The organism is Paenibacillus sp. FSL R5-0519 (assembly GCF_037974275.1).
Classification (GTDB): Bacteria; Bacillota; Bacilli; order Paenibacillales; family Paenibacillaceae; genus Paenibacillus.
Genome location: NZ_CP150234.1, coordinates 1,110,234 through 1,129,995, shown reverse-complemented (window position 1 = coordinate 1,129,995; position 19,762 = coordinate 1,110,234). Strand labels below are relative to the sequence as shown.

At 46.3% G+C, this 19,762-nt stretch carries 14 protein-coding genes and 2 tRNA genes; 4 read left to right on the top strand and 12 right to left on the bottom strand.

Features of this window, described 5'->3' with window-relative positions:
• Positions 1 to 9: 9 nt before the first annotated feature.
• Positions 10 to 849 (bottom strand): hypothetical protein, encoded by an 840-nt coding sequence (locus MKY73_RS04935; RefSeq protein ID WP_339308487.1) that lies wholly within the window; start codon positions 847 to 849, stop codon positions 10 to 12.
• A gap of 327 nt (positions 850 to 1,176) precedes the next feature.
• Between MKY73_RS04935 and MKY73_RS04930 the strand changes: the two genes are divergently transcribed.
• Both MKY73_RS04930 and MKY73_RS04925 read left to right on the top strand, forming a co-directional pair.
• Positions 1,177 to 1,250: transfer RNA gene (locus MKY73_RS04930), tRNA-Arg, on the top strand.
• A gap of 521 nt (positions 1,251 to 1,771) precedes the next feature.
• Positions 1,772 to 3,001 carry an MFS transporter gene (locus tag MKY73_RS04925; RefSeq protein WP_339305984.1) on the top strand — a complete coding sequence of 410 codons (1,230 nt, stop codon included), beginning with the start codon at positions 1,772 to 1,774 and terminating at the stop codon, positions 2,999 to 3,001.
• A 125-nt stretch (positions 3,002 to 3,126) separates the two neighbouring features.
• On the opposite strand, the gene MKY73_RS04920 is transcribed toward MKY73_RS04925, so the two are convergent.
• The 3 genes from MKY73_RS04920 to MKY73_RS04910 form a co-directional block, all read right to left on the bottom strand.
• Entirely contained in the window at positions 3,127 to 7,074 is a 3,948-nt protein-coding gene (locus MKY73_RS04920; protein WP_339305982.1) for a S8 family serine peptidase, read from the bottom strand.
• A 382-nt stretch (positions 7,075 to 7,456) separates the two neighbouring features.
• Positions 7,457 to 8,227 (bottom strand): methyltransferase domain-containing protein, encoded by a 771-nt coding sequence (locus MKY73_RS04915; RefSeq protein WP_339305980.1) that lies wholly within the window; start codon positions 8,225 to 8,227, stop codon positions 7,457 to 7,459.
• Between the two features lie 370 nt (positions 8,228 to 8,597).
• Positions 8,598 to 8,671 (bottom strand) — tRNA-Arg (locus tag MKY73_RS04910).
• Positions 8,672 to 8,973: 302 nt separating this feature from the next.
• Between MKY73_RS04910 and MKY73_RS04905 the strand changes: the two genes are divergently transcribed.
• Entirely contained in the window at positions 8,974 to 9,267 is a 294-nt protein-coding gene (locus MKY73_RS04905; RefSeq protein ID WP_253440343.1) for a DUF4870 domain-containing protein, read from the top strand.
• 170 nt (positions 9,268 to 9,437) lie between these two features.
• Here the strand turns inward: MKY73_RS04905 and MKY73_RS04900 are convergent, their stop codons facing one another.
• Positions 9,438 to 9,794, bottom strand: a complete 357-nt coding sequence (locus MKY73_RS04900) for a hypothetical protein (protein ID WP_339305978.1) — start codon at positions 9,792 to 9,794, stop codon at positions 9,438 to 9,440.
• A gap of 31 nt (positions 9,795 to 9,825) precedes the next feature.
• On the bottom strand, positions 9,826 to 10,125 hold the full coding sequence (locus MKY73_RS04895) for a hypothetical protein (protein WP_339237137.1): 300 nt from the start codon (positions 10,123 to 10,125) through the stop codon (positions 9,826 to 9,828).
• Between the two features lie 193 nt (positions 10,126 to 10,318).
• On the opposite strand from MKY73_RS04895, the gene asnB reads away from it, so the two are divergent.
• Entirely contained in the window at positions 10,319 to 12,163 is a 1,845-nt protein-coding gene (gene asnB / locus MKY73_RS04890) for an asparagine synthase (glutamine-hydrolyzing) (protein ID WP_339237139.1), read from the top strand.
• A gap of 148 nt (positions 12,164 to 12,311) precedes the next feature.
• Here the strand turns inward: asnB and MKY73_RS04885 are convergent, their stop codons facing one another.
• From MKY73_RS04885 to MKY73_RS04860, 6 genes are all read right to left on the bottom strand, one after another.
• Positions 12,312 to 14,009 (bottom strand): methyl-accepting chemotaxis protein, encoded by a 1,698-nt coding sequence (locus MKY73_RS04885; RefSeq protein WP_339305976.1) that lies wholly within the window; start codon positions 14,007 to 14,009, stop codon positions 12,312 to 12,314.
• A 367-nt stretch (positions 14,010 to 14,376) separates the two neighbouring features.
• Entirely contained in the window at positions 14,377 to 15,237 is an 861-nt protein-coding gene (locus MKY73_RS04880) for an STM4011 family radical SAM protein (RefSeq protein ID WP_339305974.1), read from the bottom strand.
• Positions 15,234 to 16,625, bottom strand: a complete 1,392-nt coding sequence (locus MKY73_RS04875) for an STM4012 family radical SAM protein (RefSeq protein ID WP_339305972.1) — start codon at positions 16,623 to 16,625, stop codon at positions 15,234 to 15,236. Before MKY73_RS04875 ends, MKY73_RS04880 begins: the two co-directional genes overlap by 4 nt.
• A gap of 64 nt (positions 16,626 to 16,689) precedes the next feature.
• On the bottom strand, positions 16,690 to 17,475 hold the full coding sequence (locus MKY73_RS04870) for an STM4013/SEN3800 family hydrolase (RefSeq protein WP_339305970.1): 786 nt from the start codon (positions 17,473 to 17,475) through the stop codon (positions 16,690 to 16,692).
• On the bottom strand, positions 17,468 to 18,733 hold the full coding sequence (locus tag MKY73_RS04865; protein WP_339305968.1) for an STM4014 family protein: 1,266 nt from the start codon (positions 18,731 to 18,733) through the stop codon (positions 17,468 to 17,470). The genes MKY73_RS04870 and MKY73_RS04865 overlap by 8 nt, the downstream gene beginning before the upstream one ends.
• A gap of 3 nt (positions 18,734 to 18,736) precedes the next feature.
• The gene (locus MKY73_RS04860; protein WP_339305966.1) at positions 18,737 to 19,579 is read right to left on the bottom strand and encodes an STM4015 family protein; all 843 of its coding nucleotides are present in this window, start codon (positions 19,577 to 19,579) and stop codon (positions 18,737 to 18,739) included.
• Positions 19,580 to 19,762 lie beyond the last annotated feature (183 nt).

Here is a 19,762-nt window from a genome sequence, read left to right as displayed (position 1 = left end):
CGGCCTCGATTACCCGTCCAAACCGGCAGATACAAACTGTTTCATGGAACGATAAGCCTGCTCGAGTCGAAAGCGCATCGCCCCTGTCACAGCATACATTGAGCGTGTATTCTCCTCATCATGCGAACCACCTAGACTGTCTGCAACGGTCATATGTAGGGCTGCTGCCCATATATCTGTCATGGAATCATTTTCTTCCAGCATCGATATATAATCCCGGGTTCCATACACCGCCATGACATATTGTATCCACAGTTCCTGGGCAAAGTAAAAGAGCGTAGGTTCGTGAACCTCCGTCTGATCTGCCACTCGTTCCAGAATCTGAACAATTTGTAGCGGGAATTCCTCTGGTTTAAGAGGCACCGTATCGATCTCGACTTCAACCTGTTCTTCGCCTCTTGTAAACTGGATCATACCTTGAACACCTCGGCGACGCAAGGTTTGCAACACCCGAAATTGAAGCAAAGGGTGAAGCGTCTTGTCTTTTAACCAATGGGTAAGTGCCTCGTCAATCTTCGGTAGATCCAGATAAGCCAGCTGCTCCAGGGCCAGCATCGTCTGTTCGGATAGCGGCTCCTCCATTACAGTACGAAGCATCTTATCTGCATATCCATCATCCTGTTCAAGCTTCATTCGAGCATGATGCCGTGCCATGTCATCCTCACTGATCTCTTCTTCCTCTTCCCGTTCAAGAATGGCAGGCGAGGTTTCTTCATATTGAGGGAACGCTGCCTGAAGCCATTCGAGCAGGGCCCGCCATTCATCATAATGGCGCTCTTCCTGTCCCTGACATTGCAGCAAAAAGTGAAGCAATTTCATCGCTTCACCATACCGTTCATTTTCAAGCATAACTGTCAATTGAATCTGGTAATAGTCCAGCGTCTTAGGAAACAGCACAATATTGTTGTTATGCTCGGTTTCCGGGGTCGTGGATTCCTTAATGGGAGCACCTCCTCTATATCCTGAATCTCCAGTTGGAATCAACTTAAATAGATGTATATATTAAAACGAATGTCGATCTATTTTTTGAGTTCTCCTGATATTCTAACATAACCGTAAATATAATGAAAAAAACGTTACTGCCGCCAAATATCATATACGAAAAGCAGATTAAAATAAAATGCTTGATATTCCTGTATGCATATGATAAAATCAATTTTGCTTGAAAAAATTCATGTCTCAGTAGCTCAGCTGGATAGAGCAACGCCCTTCTAAGGCGTCGGTCGGGGGTTCGAATCCCTCCTGGGACGTAAAAAAGAAAACTTCCTTCGGGAAGTTTTTTTTGCGTTCCGGGGATGAGAACCCCAACGGTTCATCGAAGCATTCACTTCGTTACATATCTATGTCGCTTCATCAAAATGTTTGCATTAGCTCATTCCATGGTTCACCATTTCTTAATATCGATGTTAGTATCGAAGATCTAACGAATCTAGGACACTTTATTAGACCCAAACACAGCATCATGGAATTCTAACGAATTTTAGAGAGCTTATTTCACCATTCCGGCAGATTAACTCACTCAGATTGCAGTAAATTACCTGATTAACGTTGCTGAGGTTCATTAGAATCTGCGCATAGCGGTTAACCATTACTATAAGACCTCTGGGATTCGTTAGAAGTTTGTCAGCCCATGATCGTCAGAGCTCCGCATTCTTGTGGGTGCTTTTTTTTCATTTCATTGCTCAATATTGACACGGAATGTTATGCTTGCGAAGTGGATAATGTAACAATCCATACATATCAACTTCATAGAAAACAGGAGATTTTATCAATGTCATCTTCAATACAGCAGCACTCGTCCCTCCATGCCGAGGAAGAACATTCTTCGACATCCAAAAGATTCGGCCTGTTATTAGCAGGCATTATCGTTATCGCCACTACCATGAGGTCACCGATCACAGCAACCGGACCTGTAGTGGAGATGATTCGCTCAGATACAGGTATCGGCCATACGATGGCCGGGCTTCTGACCTCACTACCTTTGCTCGCCTTTGCAGCAGTCTCTCCTTTTGCACCACGTCTTGCCAAACGGTTAGGACTGGAATCTGCTCTGCTATTGGCTGTTATCATCGTGACCATCGGGGTGGCCTTACGTTTGTTGCCTTCCGTTCTCTCTTTATATACCGGAACCGCAATATTGGGATGCGGCATTGCATTAAGCAACGTGCTTTTGCCAAGTTTGATCAAACGTGATTTTACATTGCGGGTGGGGATCGTAACCGGGTTATATTCTGTATCCATGAACATATTTGGCGCCATCGCCTCAGGCGTGAGCGTACCCTTAGCTGGATCTACATCTATGGGTTGGCGAGCTTCGTTAGGTATGTGGGCCCTGTTGTCCCTACTTGCGCTTCTCTTGTGGCTCCCCCAGATCGCAGCAGGACGCAAGCAGATGTTATATGTTACCTCCCAGAGCGAAGGGACACCCGTGCGTCTAAGGACTTCTACACTAGCCTGGTTCATTACTTTATTTATGGGTCTGCAATCTCTAATATTCTATACGACGATTACCTGGCTACCCGAAATTCTCGCTGAGCAAGGGTTCAGCCCCACTTCAGCAGGGTGGATGCTCTCCTTGATGCAGATGGTTAGTGTACCGGCTACCTTTATCGTTCCGATCCTGGCCGGCCGAACGCAGAATCAGCGTGTTCTAACCACGATAACGTGCTCTTCATTAATTGTCGGGTATGCACTATTATTAAGTGGCATCGCTTCGCTCGTTACCATCGGCGTCACATTGGCTGGAATCGGTGCCGGAGCTTCGTTTGGACTGGTAACCATGTTCTTCGTCCTTCGCTCAAAAGATGCCAGACAAGCTGCGAGCCTGTCCGGTATGGCCCAGTCCTTCGGATATATGCTGGCGGCAGTGGGACCTCTACTGTTCGGCATGCTTCATGACTGGACAAAAGGATGGACCCTTCCGTTGCTCATTCAGGTCATTCTGGCCATTGCTTTATTAATCGCAGGGCTTCAAGCCAGTAAAAATCGGATGATCGGTTAGTCATACCATTCATTAACAAAAAATAAATTAAAACAAAACGGCCTCTATCCTCGAAAATCAGGATGGAGGCCGTTTATGCTAGAACAATTCCTTCATTAAATTACTCAGCTTCAATGAGGAAGAACTTACTTCACTTTTACCTTAATCGTGTCTGTGCTGGTAACTCCAGCTGCGTTAATTAACTCGGCCCGATACGTATACGTACCCGATGCTTTGCCGGACAGTTTAGTCACAGCACTTTGCGCAAGAGGTGATACCGCACGGAGTTCTTGCGTGTCGATCAACTTATCATTCTCATAGAGACGATACTCGGTAGCATTGGTCCCCCACCACAAGTTCATGGTCACCTTATAATTGCCATCGCCGTCCCAGTTATCCTGAGATAGAACTGCTTTGCCTGGTGCTGCGTTGGTAACCTTAACAGTCAACGTCTGACTCCGCGTTGTTCCCTTGTCGTTAGTGAGCTCAGCCACGTACGTATATGTGCCATTGGCTTTGCCTGTGATTTTCGTCTGAGCAAACTGCGCCCAAGGCGCGTTGTAAGTCAACTTCTGCGTATCAATTAGAACCCCGTCCTCATATAACTTGTAGCTAGTCCCGTTCTCGCCCCACCATAGGTTCATTGAAACGATATACGAACCCTCTGGCAGGCCGTTACCTATCCAGTTATTGTGAGACAATACAGGTGTACCCGGAGCCTTGGTAGCCGGAGTTTCAGGTTCGGTCTCCACAGCTTCCAACTTCAGTACCGTATTGGATGTACCCGAAAGCCCCTGTTGGTCTTTTACCGTAAGTTCAACGGTATACTCACCTGCTTCTATTCCTTCCAAAGGAAGGCTAAAGGTGCCATCAGCTTGTACCTCAAAGCCTCCCTCTTTATAAACCGAACCATCCTCTTTACTCACAACATACGTTGCTTCCAGGGAAGCTGCCGCATCAAAAGCAATGTCCCATCCGCTGGCAAGCGCAGGCGCAACACGGAAGTACAAATCTTCCACGCTACCACTAAGGACAGCAGACTCATCCGCTTTGAACTCCAATGTTTCTGGTGCAGTTACAGCCGGAGCTGTCTTTTTCACCAAAAATGGCGAAGTGTCTTCCTTATAGGTTTTGCCGTCCGTTCCAATAGTCGTGATATCAACGGTGTATAAACCATCCGGAATCTCTGTCACTTCATCGGATGTGTAATCCGCATATGTGCCATCCCAGGCAAGATTATATCTTGCGTTAGCATTGAAATTATAATAGTTACCGAAAATGGAGCCGATATAACCATCTTGATAATATCCACCTTCCGGATTAAGACCATCAAAAATCTCAATCAGGGCGAATGTCATCGGATTGTAGAATTCCATCGCTACATTAAGCGTATCCAACGTACCATCAGCCTTCAATGGATAGTGGAAAGGATTTTTTTCAGTGCCTTTTACGGTTTCAATATATTTAACCCCACTCAACGTAACGTTGAAATGAGCAACATATGGCACAGTAAATGTATTGGTTCCGTTCGAGAACTCAATGTATCCTTGTGCTTCTGTAGTCGCAGTAACCCCTCGTGGAACGGTAATTGTCACTGCAAGCTCTTCCTCACCATTCAGTGTGAAGGAACTCTTGTCTACCGCAACGGATACACCAGCAACATTACGAGTTGGATTCACATTTACAGTGTAATCCCCTCCACTGCCATTCCGCGCTTCAACTTTAATCGTTTTGGTAATCGTCTTTTCATCTGTGCTCAGGAAATTACCGTAGTTGATACTTCCGGTGATATTCTCCTTTTCAACAACAGCGCCACTTTCGGTATATTGAGTTACATCAAGCACTTTGACAAAAGCAGCAGGATCAATAGTATTCACTGCTTGAATACGGCCAGCACCTTGATCAAATACATCAAATTGGGTTGTATCCAACACTTTACTATTGTTCATCAGCGCAACTTTGATATCAAATGGCGTCCAGTCCGGATGTTTCTCAATCAACAGTGCAATCAATCCTGCTACATGAGGTGTAGCCATACTTGTACCTGATTTACGGTCATAAGCTTGTGCATAATCTGCGTCTGGCTCATCCTTGCCGTAGGCAGGAATCGTAGACAGAATGCTTGTACCTGGTGCAACAATATCCGGTTTGATGTCCAGTGTTACCTTGGCAGGTCCGCGTGAACTGGATGAATTCATTTCATCACCCGGCGTTTGGCTGCGTTCAAAATCACTAAAGCTCACTTCAACGGCTTGGCCTGCGTCCAACTTAGCCTTGATAACCTCTCCATCTTCCTTGGACATGCTCAGTGTTGGAATGAGTTCAAAGTTATCCCCCAGACTTACACCGATTGGGCCCGGAATGTTGTTATATACAATAACAGCCACGGCTCCAGCCGCTTTGGCATTGGCGATTTTCTCTACAAATGCGAGTTCACCACGCTGTATTAATGCCACTTTGCCTGTAAAATCCTTACCTTCAAAATCAGTGGGCTTACCCAGTGCTGCAAATTCAAGCTCATATTTCCCAGTCAAAACAGTCTCAGGGTCTGCTGACAGGCTCCATCCCATCACATCCAAACGGTAAATCGACTCTGTAACAACCAGTGGAGCTTCAGTTGGAGCAATTACAGGCTCTTCTTCCACAGGAGCAGCTTCAGGAGAAGCTTCAACTGATGCAGATGGCGTATTTTCTTCAGTTGCAGCCTCTTCTACATTCGAAACTCCAGCTTCGTCAGAAACCACATCCTCCACAGCTGCTGCACTATCTTCAGTAGCAGTTGCGGGTACACCTTGCTCCGAACCTTCAGGCTCTTCTGTTCCAGATGCCGTCCCCAGTTCAGGAGATGATTCAACCTCTGGCACCGGTTGTTGCTCAGGCAGAGTCTCTTCGCCTTCCTCACCAATCCAGAAGTGAGTATCCGCTGTAATAAGCTGGCTAGGGCCCGTGGAGTTACCTACAGTGATGGCCATGGCAGATGCCCCCGGAGAACCGAGTGTATAGCGGTTGGGTCCGTCATTGCCACTGGCAACTACTGCTGTCACACCAGACAGCATCGCATTATTCAGGGCTACCGAGGTAATATAACTTGGATCGTTAGCGGCATTCCCCAAAGAGAGATTAATTATATCCATGCCATCTTCAACGGAACGATCAATTCCGCCGAGCACCCATGAGGTTTGACCACTACCATACGGCCCAAGTACACGGTATGCATAGATATCTGCTTCAGGAGCAACGCCAACAATCCCGTAATCCCCTGCTTCACGAGCAGCAATGGTACCGGCTACGTGCGTACCGTGGGATGTGTAAAAGGCACTTCCCCTTTCGTTAAACTCAGGTTCCCCTGAACTTTTCCATTCCTGATATGTCGCTTCATACGGATCATTGTCGTTACCAACAAAGTCCCATCCGCCTTTGTAAGCTTCCTGCAAATTAGGATGCTCATAGTCAATCCCTGTATCGATGACGCCCACTTTGATGCCATTTCCTTTGTAACCTAGATCCCATACTTCAGGTGCACCAATAAAAGGCGCCGTGTCTTTCATGTACGGGTTCACTTCATCGGTCTCAGGCGCTATTGTAACTTCAAGGTCAGGATATACGCTGACCACGCCAGGTATTTGAAGCAATTGTCCCACTTGGTTTCCTTTAAGCTCAATCGCTACACCATTTAGGGCATATGCATACTCTTCCAATACTTCATGTTTGATTTTCTTCTGAGTGAGGCTATGTACAAATGACTGTTGTTGTTGCTCAACTTGAGTCACAGCCTTTGTTTCCATAGAGGAGGTAAAAGATTTTCCGGAGAGGGTTGATTCACCTTGCGCTACTGCAACAGGTTTATTGGAAAGCTCAACGATGACTCGGGTGTTCTCTCCACCCAGCCCTTCCAGGCTTTTATCCAAAAATGGATCTGCGGCAAGTTTGGCTTCCCGTCCTGCAAGAATTTCTCTCCATTGTTTGGCTTCGGCTGTACTCGGTAAGTTTTCAAGCTGAATAAATGAATCTGCGGGAGCGGCTCCAGCCGCGGGGAGAATAATGGAAAAGACCATCAGAACACTTAATAACGTGGATATCAATCGTTTACTCAAGGCTTTGCCCCTCCTTTTAAATGTGAATACCTCACCAAATGATGGGTTCCTGCTGTTCGTGCGTACTGCAATACGCACTCCAATTTCACCACCTATCTGCAAGAAGATTGACCCTTGGTAAATTATTCTATCAAAATACCACATTTTCCTTCTAAATACTTACATAAATGATATAAAAATTACTTATATGGGTCTTGAGTATGATAAAAATATACATTTGTAATTATTTGTCGTTCGAATATTTTATTTTTAAAATAATGCATCAAAAAAAAGACCAAGCGCCTCTTTGTCAGCAAGAGAATCTTGGTATATGGTGAAGTTATTTAGTGTACAAAGCATAAAATCAATTCGGTTAACATTGATAACTATCACAAAATCAACTTCATTCCGGCTTCACGGCTTCAATACGCAGACGCTTGTAATCTGCATACAAAGCATCACCCTTCCAAAGTTTCGGTACCACGATCCGACTGGTTTCATGGCATATTTGTTGTATCTCATCATGACTGAAACCTTCAAAATAGTCTCCGCCAAAATGAGCCAACCAGCCTACTATACCCTGCTCACCATCTTCCAATCTGGTAGGACGGTCATAGTGATAGGCATGACGTACCAGAAATCCGGCTTGTTCTAGAATATGGCTATATTCTCCGATCGACGGAAAATACCAAGGATTACGTTCAGAAGCACGAATGCCCGTGTTTCGCTCGATAACCTCTTCCAAGGCATTCACGATAGTCTGCACGTTCCCTTTACCACCGAATTCTGCGACAAATCGCCCTCCGGGCTTCAAAGATTTCCATATACTGTCCACCACTAATCTCGGACTTCGCATCCAGTGCAAGGCTGCATTGGAGAAGACGGCATCATACAGTCTATTCGTCTCAAACTGATGACCGTCTCCTTCCACGAACTCAATTCCAGAGAATTTCTCCCTCGCACGGCGAATCATGTCCGGCGATGCATCCATACCAACAACTTCAGCTTCGGCGAGAGAAATTTCGTACGTCAAATCCCCCGTACCGCAACCCAGATCAAGAATATATTCCCCTTTTTGAGGTTGAAGCCAAGAGATCAGGTTTTTGCCATATTCGGAGACAAAAGCCAGTTTGTTGTCATAGTCATCTGCTTGCCATTGATTTATTGATTTCATGGATACCACCGTCGCTTCCGTTATTGATATCCTCATTGTGGCACAGAATTGTTTATTATTTAAATATATAAATTCTATATTGTTTATAGGTATAACCAATAAATAAATTTAGGAGGGATACTCTCCTTGCAGTCGAAACTGCGAAGTGGTGCTAACGAAGTGAATGCTCCGACGAACCATCGGGGTTCTCTTCCCCTGAACACAAAAAAACTTCCCGAAGGAAGTTTTCTTTTTTTACGTCCCAGGAGGGATACTCTCCTTGCAGTCGAGACTGCGAAGTGGCGCTAACGAAGTGAATGCTCCGACGAACCATCGGGGTTCTCTTCCCCTGAACACAAAAAAACTTCCCGAAGGAAGTTTTCTTTTTTTACGTCCCAGGAGGGATTCGAACCCCCGACCGACGCCTTAGAAGGGCGTTGCTCTATCCAGCTGAGCTACTGAGACAAATATGTATTATAAATTTTCGGCGCGGTTCTTATTATACTCTGATTTCTATATTTTTCAATAGTTTTATAAAAAAATTAATAATTATACTTCAATGCGAGTTCCACAGGCATCCTTCGTAATCAAATTCGGAATTTTTGCATACTCCATTCCCTTTAAGAATATGATTGCTTGAACCAGGTTATATTGAGGAGATGGGGACATTTAGAGCAAGATTAACATAAGACATGTTCAATGTTAGAATTGCTGGGTAATCTTTTGCATACATACATTTCAATGATGCATTGAAGGAGAGAATCGTCATGAGACAACTTTTATCAGCCCTATCCTACTTTAGTATTTTCTTTGCCCCGTTCCTGTTTCCAATCATCGTATGGATTGTTGCCAAGGATGCTTACATTGAGGGACATGCAAAACGCGCCTTATTCTCACATGTATTCCCCTTTCTTGCTGCCATCCCGCTATTTTATTTCTTCGTGACTGCACATAGTTTGGGTTCAGCCGTCGGCTTTGTCGTTCTATTCTTTGTGATCTACGGATTAAGCTTTGTATATAACGTGGTCAAAGGGATTCAAGTGCTGCGTGAGTACGCTTAATCACCTATCCACCTGGACTGACTTGCATAACAAAACCCCGCTGTTTATTAACAGCGGGGTTTTCCAGTTGCAGTTTCTCTGGTTAGAACAATTCGTTTACTATCGATGTATGCTCGACATGAAACTCCTATTCTGCCATCCATCAATCCAACTGATGCAAACGTTCCCGGTTAAGCCCTTCCGATCAGATAACGCTGAAGCGTTGGACCAAGCAAACCAAAGGCAAACAACTCATTTTGAAACTGAGCCTTATCTTCCTCCACCGTCATACCTTCGCTGTTCTCAAAGGCGGTTTCTGTCGCCTCTTCAAATGCGGTGTGCATATTATTGTTATACCAGTCGATCGCTGAATCAGAGTGATTGCGTACAATCCGAACGACTTCCAGCGAATTTCCAGGTTGAGTAGAGGCCACGTATACAAGTAATGACGGATCTCCGGCATTTCCGGGCTGCACTTCCACTTCTGCACAAGATAATCCATCTACCTCGGTTAATCTGCGTATTTTAGCATCTTGAATGGCATACATTGCTCATCGCGCTCCTTTTCTTTTGTGCTTATCATGTCGTTTGTTCAATCTGGTATCGTGTCTCCGGTGTGCCCAATCGATAAATCTCCCGATACACCTGCTGTAATATCGTTTCATACGCCCGGTTTACGGACTCCTCCGGTGTATCTGGCCATGGGAACACCATGCCAGGAAAGGCCTCTTCCTCCTTTTCCTGCATGAGGCTCAGCAGTCCCAGTAAGTGCTCCGCTTCCTGCGGCGTTGCCTGAATGATCCATTCATACGATGTTACCGACGGATCCGGAATAACGGAGCGGCCCATGACAGACACATAATACTTCATACTGTCCATTGCACGTTCTCTCCTTCACAGGCATGTTTAGGTCGTTGTCCCTAGAACTAGTTTCCGAAGAGGACAGACATTTTATGCCTGCTTTCGGCATATATTTGTTACGACCTCTGACGAAAAAGACAACATTTGCTGGTTGCCCTTAATTAAGCAGCCATCCGGATGAATGACTCGACCAAGAAAGGATGAACAAACCATGTGCGGTATTACCGGCTTCATACAGTGGAATCGGGATCTGACCCAGGAATCAGAGCTGCTGGTCCGTATGACGGATAGCTTGTCGAACCGGGGGCCCGACGCTTCAGGTACATGGATCTCCAATCCTTGTGCCTTTGGACATCGGCGTCTTAGTGTAATGGACCCCGAGAACGGGGCACAGCCCATGCATGCGTTACAGGGAGATACCTCCTATACCGTCGTGTATAACGGAGAACTATACAATGCACCCGAGTTGAAAAAGGAATTGCTCCAGCGGGGGCATCCGTTCCGCACGCAATGTGATACGGAAGTGTTGCTCGCCTCTTATATCGAGTGGGGACCGGCATGCGTTGACCGGTTTAACGGTATTTTCGCTTTTGCCATATGGGACGGGGGACGCGAACAGGTTTTTATGGCACGAGATCGCCTTGGCGTGAAACCTCTGTTCTACAGTAATGCCAAAGACACACTCGTATTCGGCTCAGAGCCTAAAGCTCTGCTCATTCATCCAGATGTAGAAGCCGCGGTTGGCCCGGAAGGGTTGGCCGAAGTATTTATTGTAGGACCTGCGCGGACACCAGGACACGGTGTATACTCTTCACTGAGTGAACTCAAGCCTGGGCACGCGCTAATCTACAACCGAAACGGAATCCGAACCTATGCCTACTGGAAACTGGAAAGCCTGCATCACGAACATAATCTGGAAGAGACAGCAGCCGAAGTGCGAACACTCTTGCAAGATACACTGGAGCGCCAGTTGGCTTCGGATGTCCCAGTATGCTCTCTTTTATCAGGAGGACTGGACTCCAGTGCCTTGTCTGCTTTAGCCGTGGATTATTACAACCGGACCGGGCAAGGCCAAGTCAGTACGTATTCTGTCGATTATGTGGATAACGCCAAGCATTTCCAGGCGCATTCCTTTCAGCCAGGTGCAGATGGCCCCTGGATTAAACGAATGGTAGATGAACTCAAGACCGATCATCACTGGATTGAGATCGAGAACGGAGAGCTGGTTCATGCCCTGACACAGGCCATGCTAGTAAGAGATTTGCCAGGCATGGCAGATGTAGACTCCTCGCTCTATCTGTTCTGTAAAGAAATCAAAAAAGGGGCCACGGTTGCCATTTCAGGCGAAGCAGCGGATGAAGTGTTTGGCGGTTACCCCTGGTTCCATCGAGAAGATATGCTGAACTCCGGTACGTTCCCGTGGTCTGTAGCACCTGACATGAGAGCAGCGCTATTATCCCCGGATATTCGGGAATGGATTCGGCCACTCGACTATTTGGCAGACCGCTATTCTGATGCAGTGGCTGAAGTGCCTCTTTTGGATGGGGAAACGGGTAAAGATGCACAAATGCGGGTGATGTCCTACCTGAACATTACACGTTTCATGCCTACACTTCTGGATCGCAAAGATCGGATGAGTATGGGGGCAGGATTGGAAGTGCGGGTTCCATACTGTGACCATCGCCTGATTCAATATGTATTCAATATCCCTTGGGAGATGAAAATAACGGGCGGGCGTGAAAAAGGTATTCTGCGAAAAGCACTCGAAGGTGTCCTGCCTGATGATGTGTTATATCGCAAAAAGAGTCCTTACCCGAAAACACATAATCCGCAATATCTGGCCGCGGTTAAACAACAGGTCCTTGACATACTGGACGATCCAACCTCGCCAATTTTGCCTTTGATCGACAAAGCCCAAATTCGCAACTTAGCTTCTTCTGCAGATGCCGCATCCAATCTCCCATGGTTCGGACAATTAATGTCTGGTCCACAACTGTTCGCCTATCTAACGCAGATCAATACCTGGTTGCGGACGTATAAAGTCGCTATTCGTTAACCTATCTTATCTTGCAGCACATTGTTCTAGATCAAGACCAAAAAGGGTGCCCAGACAGCAGTTAGCTGTACGGACACCCTTTATTATGCGAGAGGCTACTTAAGCCTACGTCCAACCTTTCACCCCCACTTTACTCTTAAGCCGGAATTTATTGAACTTTAAATTGACGGACAGTCTGTTGCAACTGCTCTGCCATGGACGAGAGATCATTGGCTGCGGAAGCGATCTCCTGCATTGCAGACAACTGTTCCTCTGAAGAAGCACTCACCTCTTCCGTTCCCGCTGCTCCACTTTCCGTCACTTCCATAATGGTTTTCATGGAAATACTAATCTGCTCTACACCTGCTGACATCTGCTCGATTGAAGCAGAGACTTCTTGTGTTTGACCCGCTACATTACCAACTGCTTCCCGAATTTCATTAAATGTAGCACCTGCCTGGTGAACAAGTTCAATTCCCTCTTGCACCTCTGCCGTCACTAAACTCATGGATTGAGCAGCGCTCCGCATCCCCTTCTCCATGGAGGCTACCAAAGGCACAATCTGTTCCGCTGAACGTGCTGATTGTTCAGATAATTTACGAACCTCTGTGGCAACAACCTGGAACCCTCTCCCATGTTCACCAGCTCTAGCGGCCTCAATGGCAGCGTTAAGGGATAAAAGATTGGTCTGGGCTGATATTTCAGAGATGCTCTCCACCATTTTCACAATATCCCGAGAATGTCTGCTCAATTCTTCGATAACTGCCGACAGACCTGAGACCGTATCATGTATGGAATTCATCTGTCCTACAGCGGATTCAACGGACTCACTGCCAGATACCGTCTTCGCTGAAACTTTCGTGGCTTCCTCCGACATATTTAAGGTGTTCACCGTAACCTGCTGAAAACCCGTCGTCAACTCAGTCATCGTCTGGAATCCGTCACTGACCATCCGTACCTGGGTATCCATTCCCGTCGCAATCCCCCCCATCGTGATGGCCACTTGTTCCGTGGCGGTGGATGTCTGCTCCGTACTTGCGGTCAGTTCTTCGGAAGAAGCAGCTACGTGTTCTGCGCTATTCCCAACCTGATGAATAAGTGTACGCAGATTCCCAGACATGATGTTGAAGGCTTGCGCCAGATCACCAATCTCATCCTTGTTACGAACTGTAATAGGTTCACCAGTCAGATCCCCTTCCGCAATGCGACTTGCGGCTTGAGCAACTGAAGCGACAGGCAGGGAGATCAGTCTGCCTATGATGAACGCAACGAGTGTTCCAATGAGAATGGAAGCGACCCCAATAATAGTAATCCAACGAAGAACTTGAGCAATCTGAAGATTGGCATTCACAACGCCAGCATCCATGGAGTCTTGTTGATGTTTCTCCATATTATTGACAATGGCTTCAAACTCACCGATCAGAGCTGGACCTGTATCCTGCATTAATCTCGAGATCTCGCTGTTATCCCCCTGTCTTGTCAGTGTGATAATATTCTTGGCAAATTGATGATACTTACTCATCGCTTCATCTGATTGGGTGAGGTAGTCTTTCATGCTCTGACTTGTAACCGTTGATTGTAACTCCTTGCTTAACGCTATGTAGTCTTCATATGCCTTATTGAATTCATCCTCGTTAACCTCATTGTCTTCCATCACAAAATTCCTCAAAGCAATCTGCTGTGTTTTAAGATCTATCGTCATATTTTTGATGAGCAATAGTTTACTTGTTCTATTATTAATTAATTCTGTATACGTTTTCTCAATGGATACAAATTGGGTATACGCTATAACCGTTACAGCCACCAGTAATAACAGTACCGATGAGAAACCCATAAGTAACTTGCGGCTAATTGATATTCTTTTCATGTCTATTCCCCCGAGATTCAAATAACGTGCGCGTTTCCCCGACATCGGTCCCCCTTCCTCAGATTAATAGAAATAAGACTTTAGACCTATAAATAGATACATATACAGATTGTATGTATAAATACTATTTGAAACAGGTCTTTTTTCCTATTTATATTAACCCAAAAAACACAGGATTTGAATCATAAACCCGGAAAATATTTCAATAAGAATAGTCAAGACCCTTTTTCATCAAAAATATTAAACAATATGTAACTGAGAATATCAAAAAAAAACACTTTTCAGCATAGCCTGTTCAAACCCAAGGTCTGATCCCGCTTACACTGAAAAATGCATTTCAGAGTTATACTGACATATGAAATTCGGATCAAGGAATCAGGACCGGATTACGCTCCAACAGCCCACTACCAAATGTTTCTCTGAAGGGAGAATCCTCCATATGAATGTAGCCGATATAACAGCCACATTTTTTCATACGGCAAGGCCGATCCTCGGCCAAAGCTTGCAGACCATCGCGATAGAGATGCCCAATGATCCGACGATCCTTATAACACCGCTTCACATGCCCTGACCCTTGTACATAAAATACTTCCGAACCGGCAGCACAACGTTTGCCCAAACTCTCATAGTCCTGCAGATTACCTTCAAAAAGCGGATCGATCCCACGTAAAAACTGAATTTCCTCCGGCGTGTAATACTTGGGCCGATCTTTGAAGGCATTAACCCACATATACACTTCATCCGGCAAAGCCTGTCTCATGGACTCAATTGCGGGGAAAGCACTGCGGAGTCCTACAGTACCGACACTAAAAGCAAGTCCCATCTGACGCAAGGTCAGACATTGTTTTACAAAGGAAGCCTCTTTGGTCTCACGAGGATGATACGTCGCCCAAAAAGCTGCTTTATTCGCATCCAGCTCCCTCGCCCAATCCAGCTTGACGGACAGATTGGTTTGGATCGCAACTTTATCCACATGTGGCATATGTGACAGCTCAACCATAGCTTCCCGATACCAGCGTCGTACCAACGCTTCACCATAAGGATTGAAGAAAATAGAGAAGTGGTGACCTTCGTCTTCCTGCGCCTTAACCCAATTCACAAATTGACGCAATTGTTGTTCATCCACTTCTAGCGTCTCTTTGGAATCAACGGTTTTGCTAAAAGGGCAGTATGGACAGTCATAATTGCAGGAAGACAACTTGCCGCGATAATACAAAGTCGCTCTCATGAGAAAACAAACCCTTCCATCTGTTCACGAATTTCGGCGGATATAAGCCAATCTCCAATTGCATCGGAGTAACCCAGTCCTTCTTCTGTCAGACGTAATACACGTTCGCCTTCCTCCAGTTCAACCCGCCCCATATCTTCCGTAAACAACTCGCTAAGCCAAGGATAATCAGCCATCACATCGGTACCGAAGCGCTGTTGGTAGTCAGACAACGTCAATCCCTCTCGATGCAGCAAAGCTTTCAGAATAAAGCGACGTCTCTGTTCCTCACGACTTAACACGATACCATAATCCGCCACATCGTAGCGCTCAGTCGCCACATAATCGGCAATGATGCTCTGTGTGGCCTTGTAACTCACACCGTACTTGGAAGCATAGTGTACCTCACTCGTATAAGAGCGTGCGCCGCATCCCAGACCAACCATGCCCTCCTCCTGACAGCTATAAGGCAGAAGCACTTTGGAGGACGATTGTTCCTTGGCAAATCTTCGCATCGAATACTGCACATACCCTTTACTTTTTAAAGTCTCACGTGCAGCAATATACAGCTCCATCCGAATGTCAGGTCCCTGACGACGAATATCATCAGGCTTCACGATCGTATTTTCCCGCGTATACAAAGGATAGATAAAGACTTCGCCCGGCTCGTAAGCCAAAACTCTTTCCAGTGAATAGATCCACGATTCGACCGTTTGACCTGGCAGACCATAGATCAGATCCAGATTCAACAATGGGAAATCATAACGGGTAAGCTTCTCAAGCGCTTCTTCGACCTCCTGCGGTTTTTGTGGACGATAGATGGCAGATGCTTCAGCTTCAATGAAACTCTGGATACCCATACTAATACGATCCACACTTCGCTCCTTCATAATAGCCAGCTTGGCTTCCGTAACGGTATCCGGGGACGTTTCCACCGAAATCGATGCTTGCGCAGGGTCCAGCCCCATCACATGTTCAGCAATATCAAACAGACGATTCAACTGAACTTCATTTAATAATGTAGGCGTTCCTCCACCAATCGCGAACCGCGAATACGGTCTTCGAGATGTAATGGGTGCCCACTGTTTCGCCTGGCGTTCCAGCGCATCCACATAACGTTCATGCGTATCATTCCGTCGATCCGGCAGGGTGAACAGATTACAGAATCCGCAACGTGCAGCACAGAAGGGAATATGCATATATAAAAAATACGTATCGGTATTTTCTCGTTCCCACATTGGTCCCAGCGGCAGTGGTGGGTCAAGCTCCCGATATGCGGTCTTGTGCGGGTATGAGTACAGATACGAACGATAAGGGAATGCGAGTACTTCACGAAGACCTGTAATCGTTGTATTGGATCCGAACTGATCGGAATCGCCTGTTGTCATGGGTTGTGAATGATTGTCCATCGGTCTCCTCCTGTCTCCGGTTGTTATCATCATCATAAGATTAATACGTTAAGAGCAATACGTTCTATACGAAAAATTCACGGTATGGCACCGTCCAGACGACATCATGTGCAAGCCGGTGTCCTTGATACCCGTCTTCACCGTAAGCTGTACCATGATCGGAAAAAGCTAAACAAAAGGCAGGCCGGGAACGTTTCCTCATCGCCTCGAACAATGGCCCAAGTGCCTCATCTACATATCGAAGTGCAGCTCGCTGAGTCTCCACCGAGTCCTCCCTGGCACCTTCCACAAAGTAACGATTGGGGCCATGAATGGCAGACACGTTCAAAAACATAAATATCTTTTCATCCGGCGGCGTCTGTTCAAGCAGCTTTAATGCATGCTGTACCTGATGTTCTGTCGATTTGGGGTTGGTTACCCCAAAGTTCATTCGCCAGTAGCTCTGTTGGAAATAGCCGGGCAATACTTTCGCAAGCGGGTTTTTTTTCGTAAAAAAAATGACGCCGCCAATACAGATGGTACGGTAACCTTCAGCTGCGAACCCGGACACGATATCCGGCGTATCAAACAGCCAGGTATGCGGATGTGTCTTGAGTCCGGTATTCCGGGAATGGAACAATCTTTTATGCGATGCCTTATCCGTATTGGCAGGGGTCGGCATAAAACCACCAAAAAAGGCATGGTGTGCCGCATATGTAAAACTGCCTGGGGTATGACGCTTCTCCCACGGACCGGAACCACACAGATTGGGACAATTCGCCTCTTCCAGCTTGGCTACGTCATAGCGTAACGTATCCAGCGTAATCATTAACAGATCATGGGAGCCCACAATGGTGTTCATATCAGGCATGTTGATTAGGCTCCTTTCGCAAAAGTTCCATTTCCCACTCATAGGTTCCGAGGCCATGATGCTCAACCCTGTATAACAGATCTCCAAACGGATTCACATCCAGCACATAGGCACGCGGATTCGAATCACTTGTAAGCATCACATCAATCCCGGCTGACCACGAGTTGGGAAAAGCAGACATGGCTGCCTGCGCTGCCGTCCGAACCAGCGACATCCGCTGTTCATCCAGACCAGCTTCAGCAGGCAACATACGTTCATTGCGCAGATGCAGATTGGTTATAGGGGTACGACTTAGTCGCATAATCGCATGGCCTGCCTGTCCACCCGCAACCAGTTGGCGAATATCATAGGCCCGCTGATCAAACGTGGCTTTGGGCATCCACCGTTCAATCTGTGCGCCTTCTGCACATAACCAGTTCATTAACGCAGCAACCTCGCCATTACGGAAATACTTGCGCAAACGTCCTTCATTATAAAAAATTGTCTTGCCTTGCGCCTGTTCCATTCCCATCGTCGTTATGGCGATTTCGTCACCCGTACGTGGGTTAATCTGATACGCGACAACACCTGAGGCACCCGAACCACTCGCAAGCTTCACAAATACACGGTTCATACCGGCCGATTGCATCGCTGTACGCAAGTCAGTGTAACTTCGAATCGGCTGTGAAGACTGGAGCGTAGGAGGTACATGAACCCCCTGAGAGTATAGATGCTGCTGACATGTTCTCTTGTCAAACATCAATTGGATGTCAGCAGGATCATTCATGAATTGAACTTCAGGCCATATTTCCCGAGTCTCACGGCCGATTCGATCCAGACATGCTTTCCAGCCGCGGAACCACTGAGCAGGGGCATAGATTCTTCCCCACTCCTGTTCCAACGCAAGTACCTGCTCTGCTGAGAATGCCTCTGCCGCCATTTCTTTTGTTAAACATGACGTATCATTCATAACTCCGAGGAATAACAATTCACGCTCTACTTCCCAATCCTCACCAGGAGCGTCAATCCGAACGAGGGGCACAGGCAGATTGGAATCTACTATATCAACGATCGTTCCCCCCTGTCTCCAGTTCTGGAGCAATTGGGCATAAGGCAATACAACGGCAGGTTTCATCCCTAATTTATGCCTGGCCTCTTGCATCCCTTGCGTTCGTCGGTTATGAGGATTTCCGATCAATAATAATGGCTGCTCCCGATCCAGATCAGGAACATCATCTGATTGATGCAGACTTTCAACTATTTTCGTAAAACCTGACATCCTCTACTCCGTTAATGACGGGTAACGCCAGTCATCCTCATCACTTTGTTGCTGGTCGCTAACGTCTACGGATATACCCGATTGGTTCCAGCGACGGATCATTTCATCCGTCATGTAATGGTAACTTAGATCGAGATGTTTCAGCTGCTTGATCTTGTCACTGGCAAGTAAGGCCTCTGCCCCTTCATCGGACAACGTTCCTTCCGATAGATCCAGTACTTCAAGTTGATCCAGAATAGGTGCTTCCGCTGCTGCTTTCGCAATCTCATCCTGAATTTCACTGTCTTTCAGACCCAAGTAAACCAGCTTTGGAAATAATCCTTTCTCTAACAAAGGCAGTATATCTTCAATTGAACCATTGAAGCCATAATTATCGACGCCAATATATAATTCCAGTTTACGCAATTCAGGCAATTTGGCATGGGTGATCGAAGATAACACTTCTTTCGGGAGACCGCCACAGATAATAATCAATTCTTCAAGCTTGGCATGCTGGAGCGGTTCCAGACTAAGGCCGCTACTGCCCTTGATCGAGAATGATGTTAATTCCGGAAAGGCACCCAACAAGGGGGTAAGATTCGTCTGAATAATCCACGACACTTCACATTCTTCGAATCCCATATCCCCGATGAACAGTTTCTTCAATGACGGAAAGCTTGAAGCCGACTGGATGAGTGTGCTCATGAACTCTTGAGGTGAATTCTCATAAGCCTGTCCCCAATCTCCGACGACCAGACTTTCCAATGAGCCGGCCTCTGGTTTAGCCGCCAAATCCTTAATTAATTTTTCCATACGAATGCCGTCCTCATAATCATCGTAGGATACAACAAGCTTCACTTCTTGCATGAGCAAATCCCTCCGTTTAAGGTTCATATATGATTCGTTAATTTGAATGTTAACCCATACCACACACAGCTTGCAACTTCTTCCAACTCCAGTCCCAATGAGGTTCCCAATCATGCAATGTTAAGCATTTCTTATGTAGGTACAGGAACATACGTTCTGAAACAAAGTCGCGGAAGTAGCCCC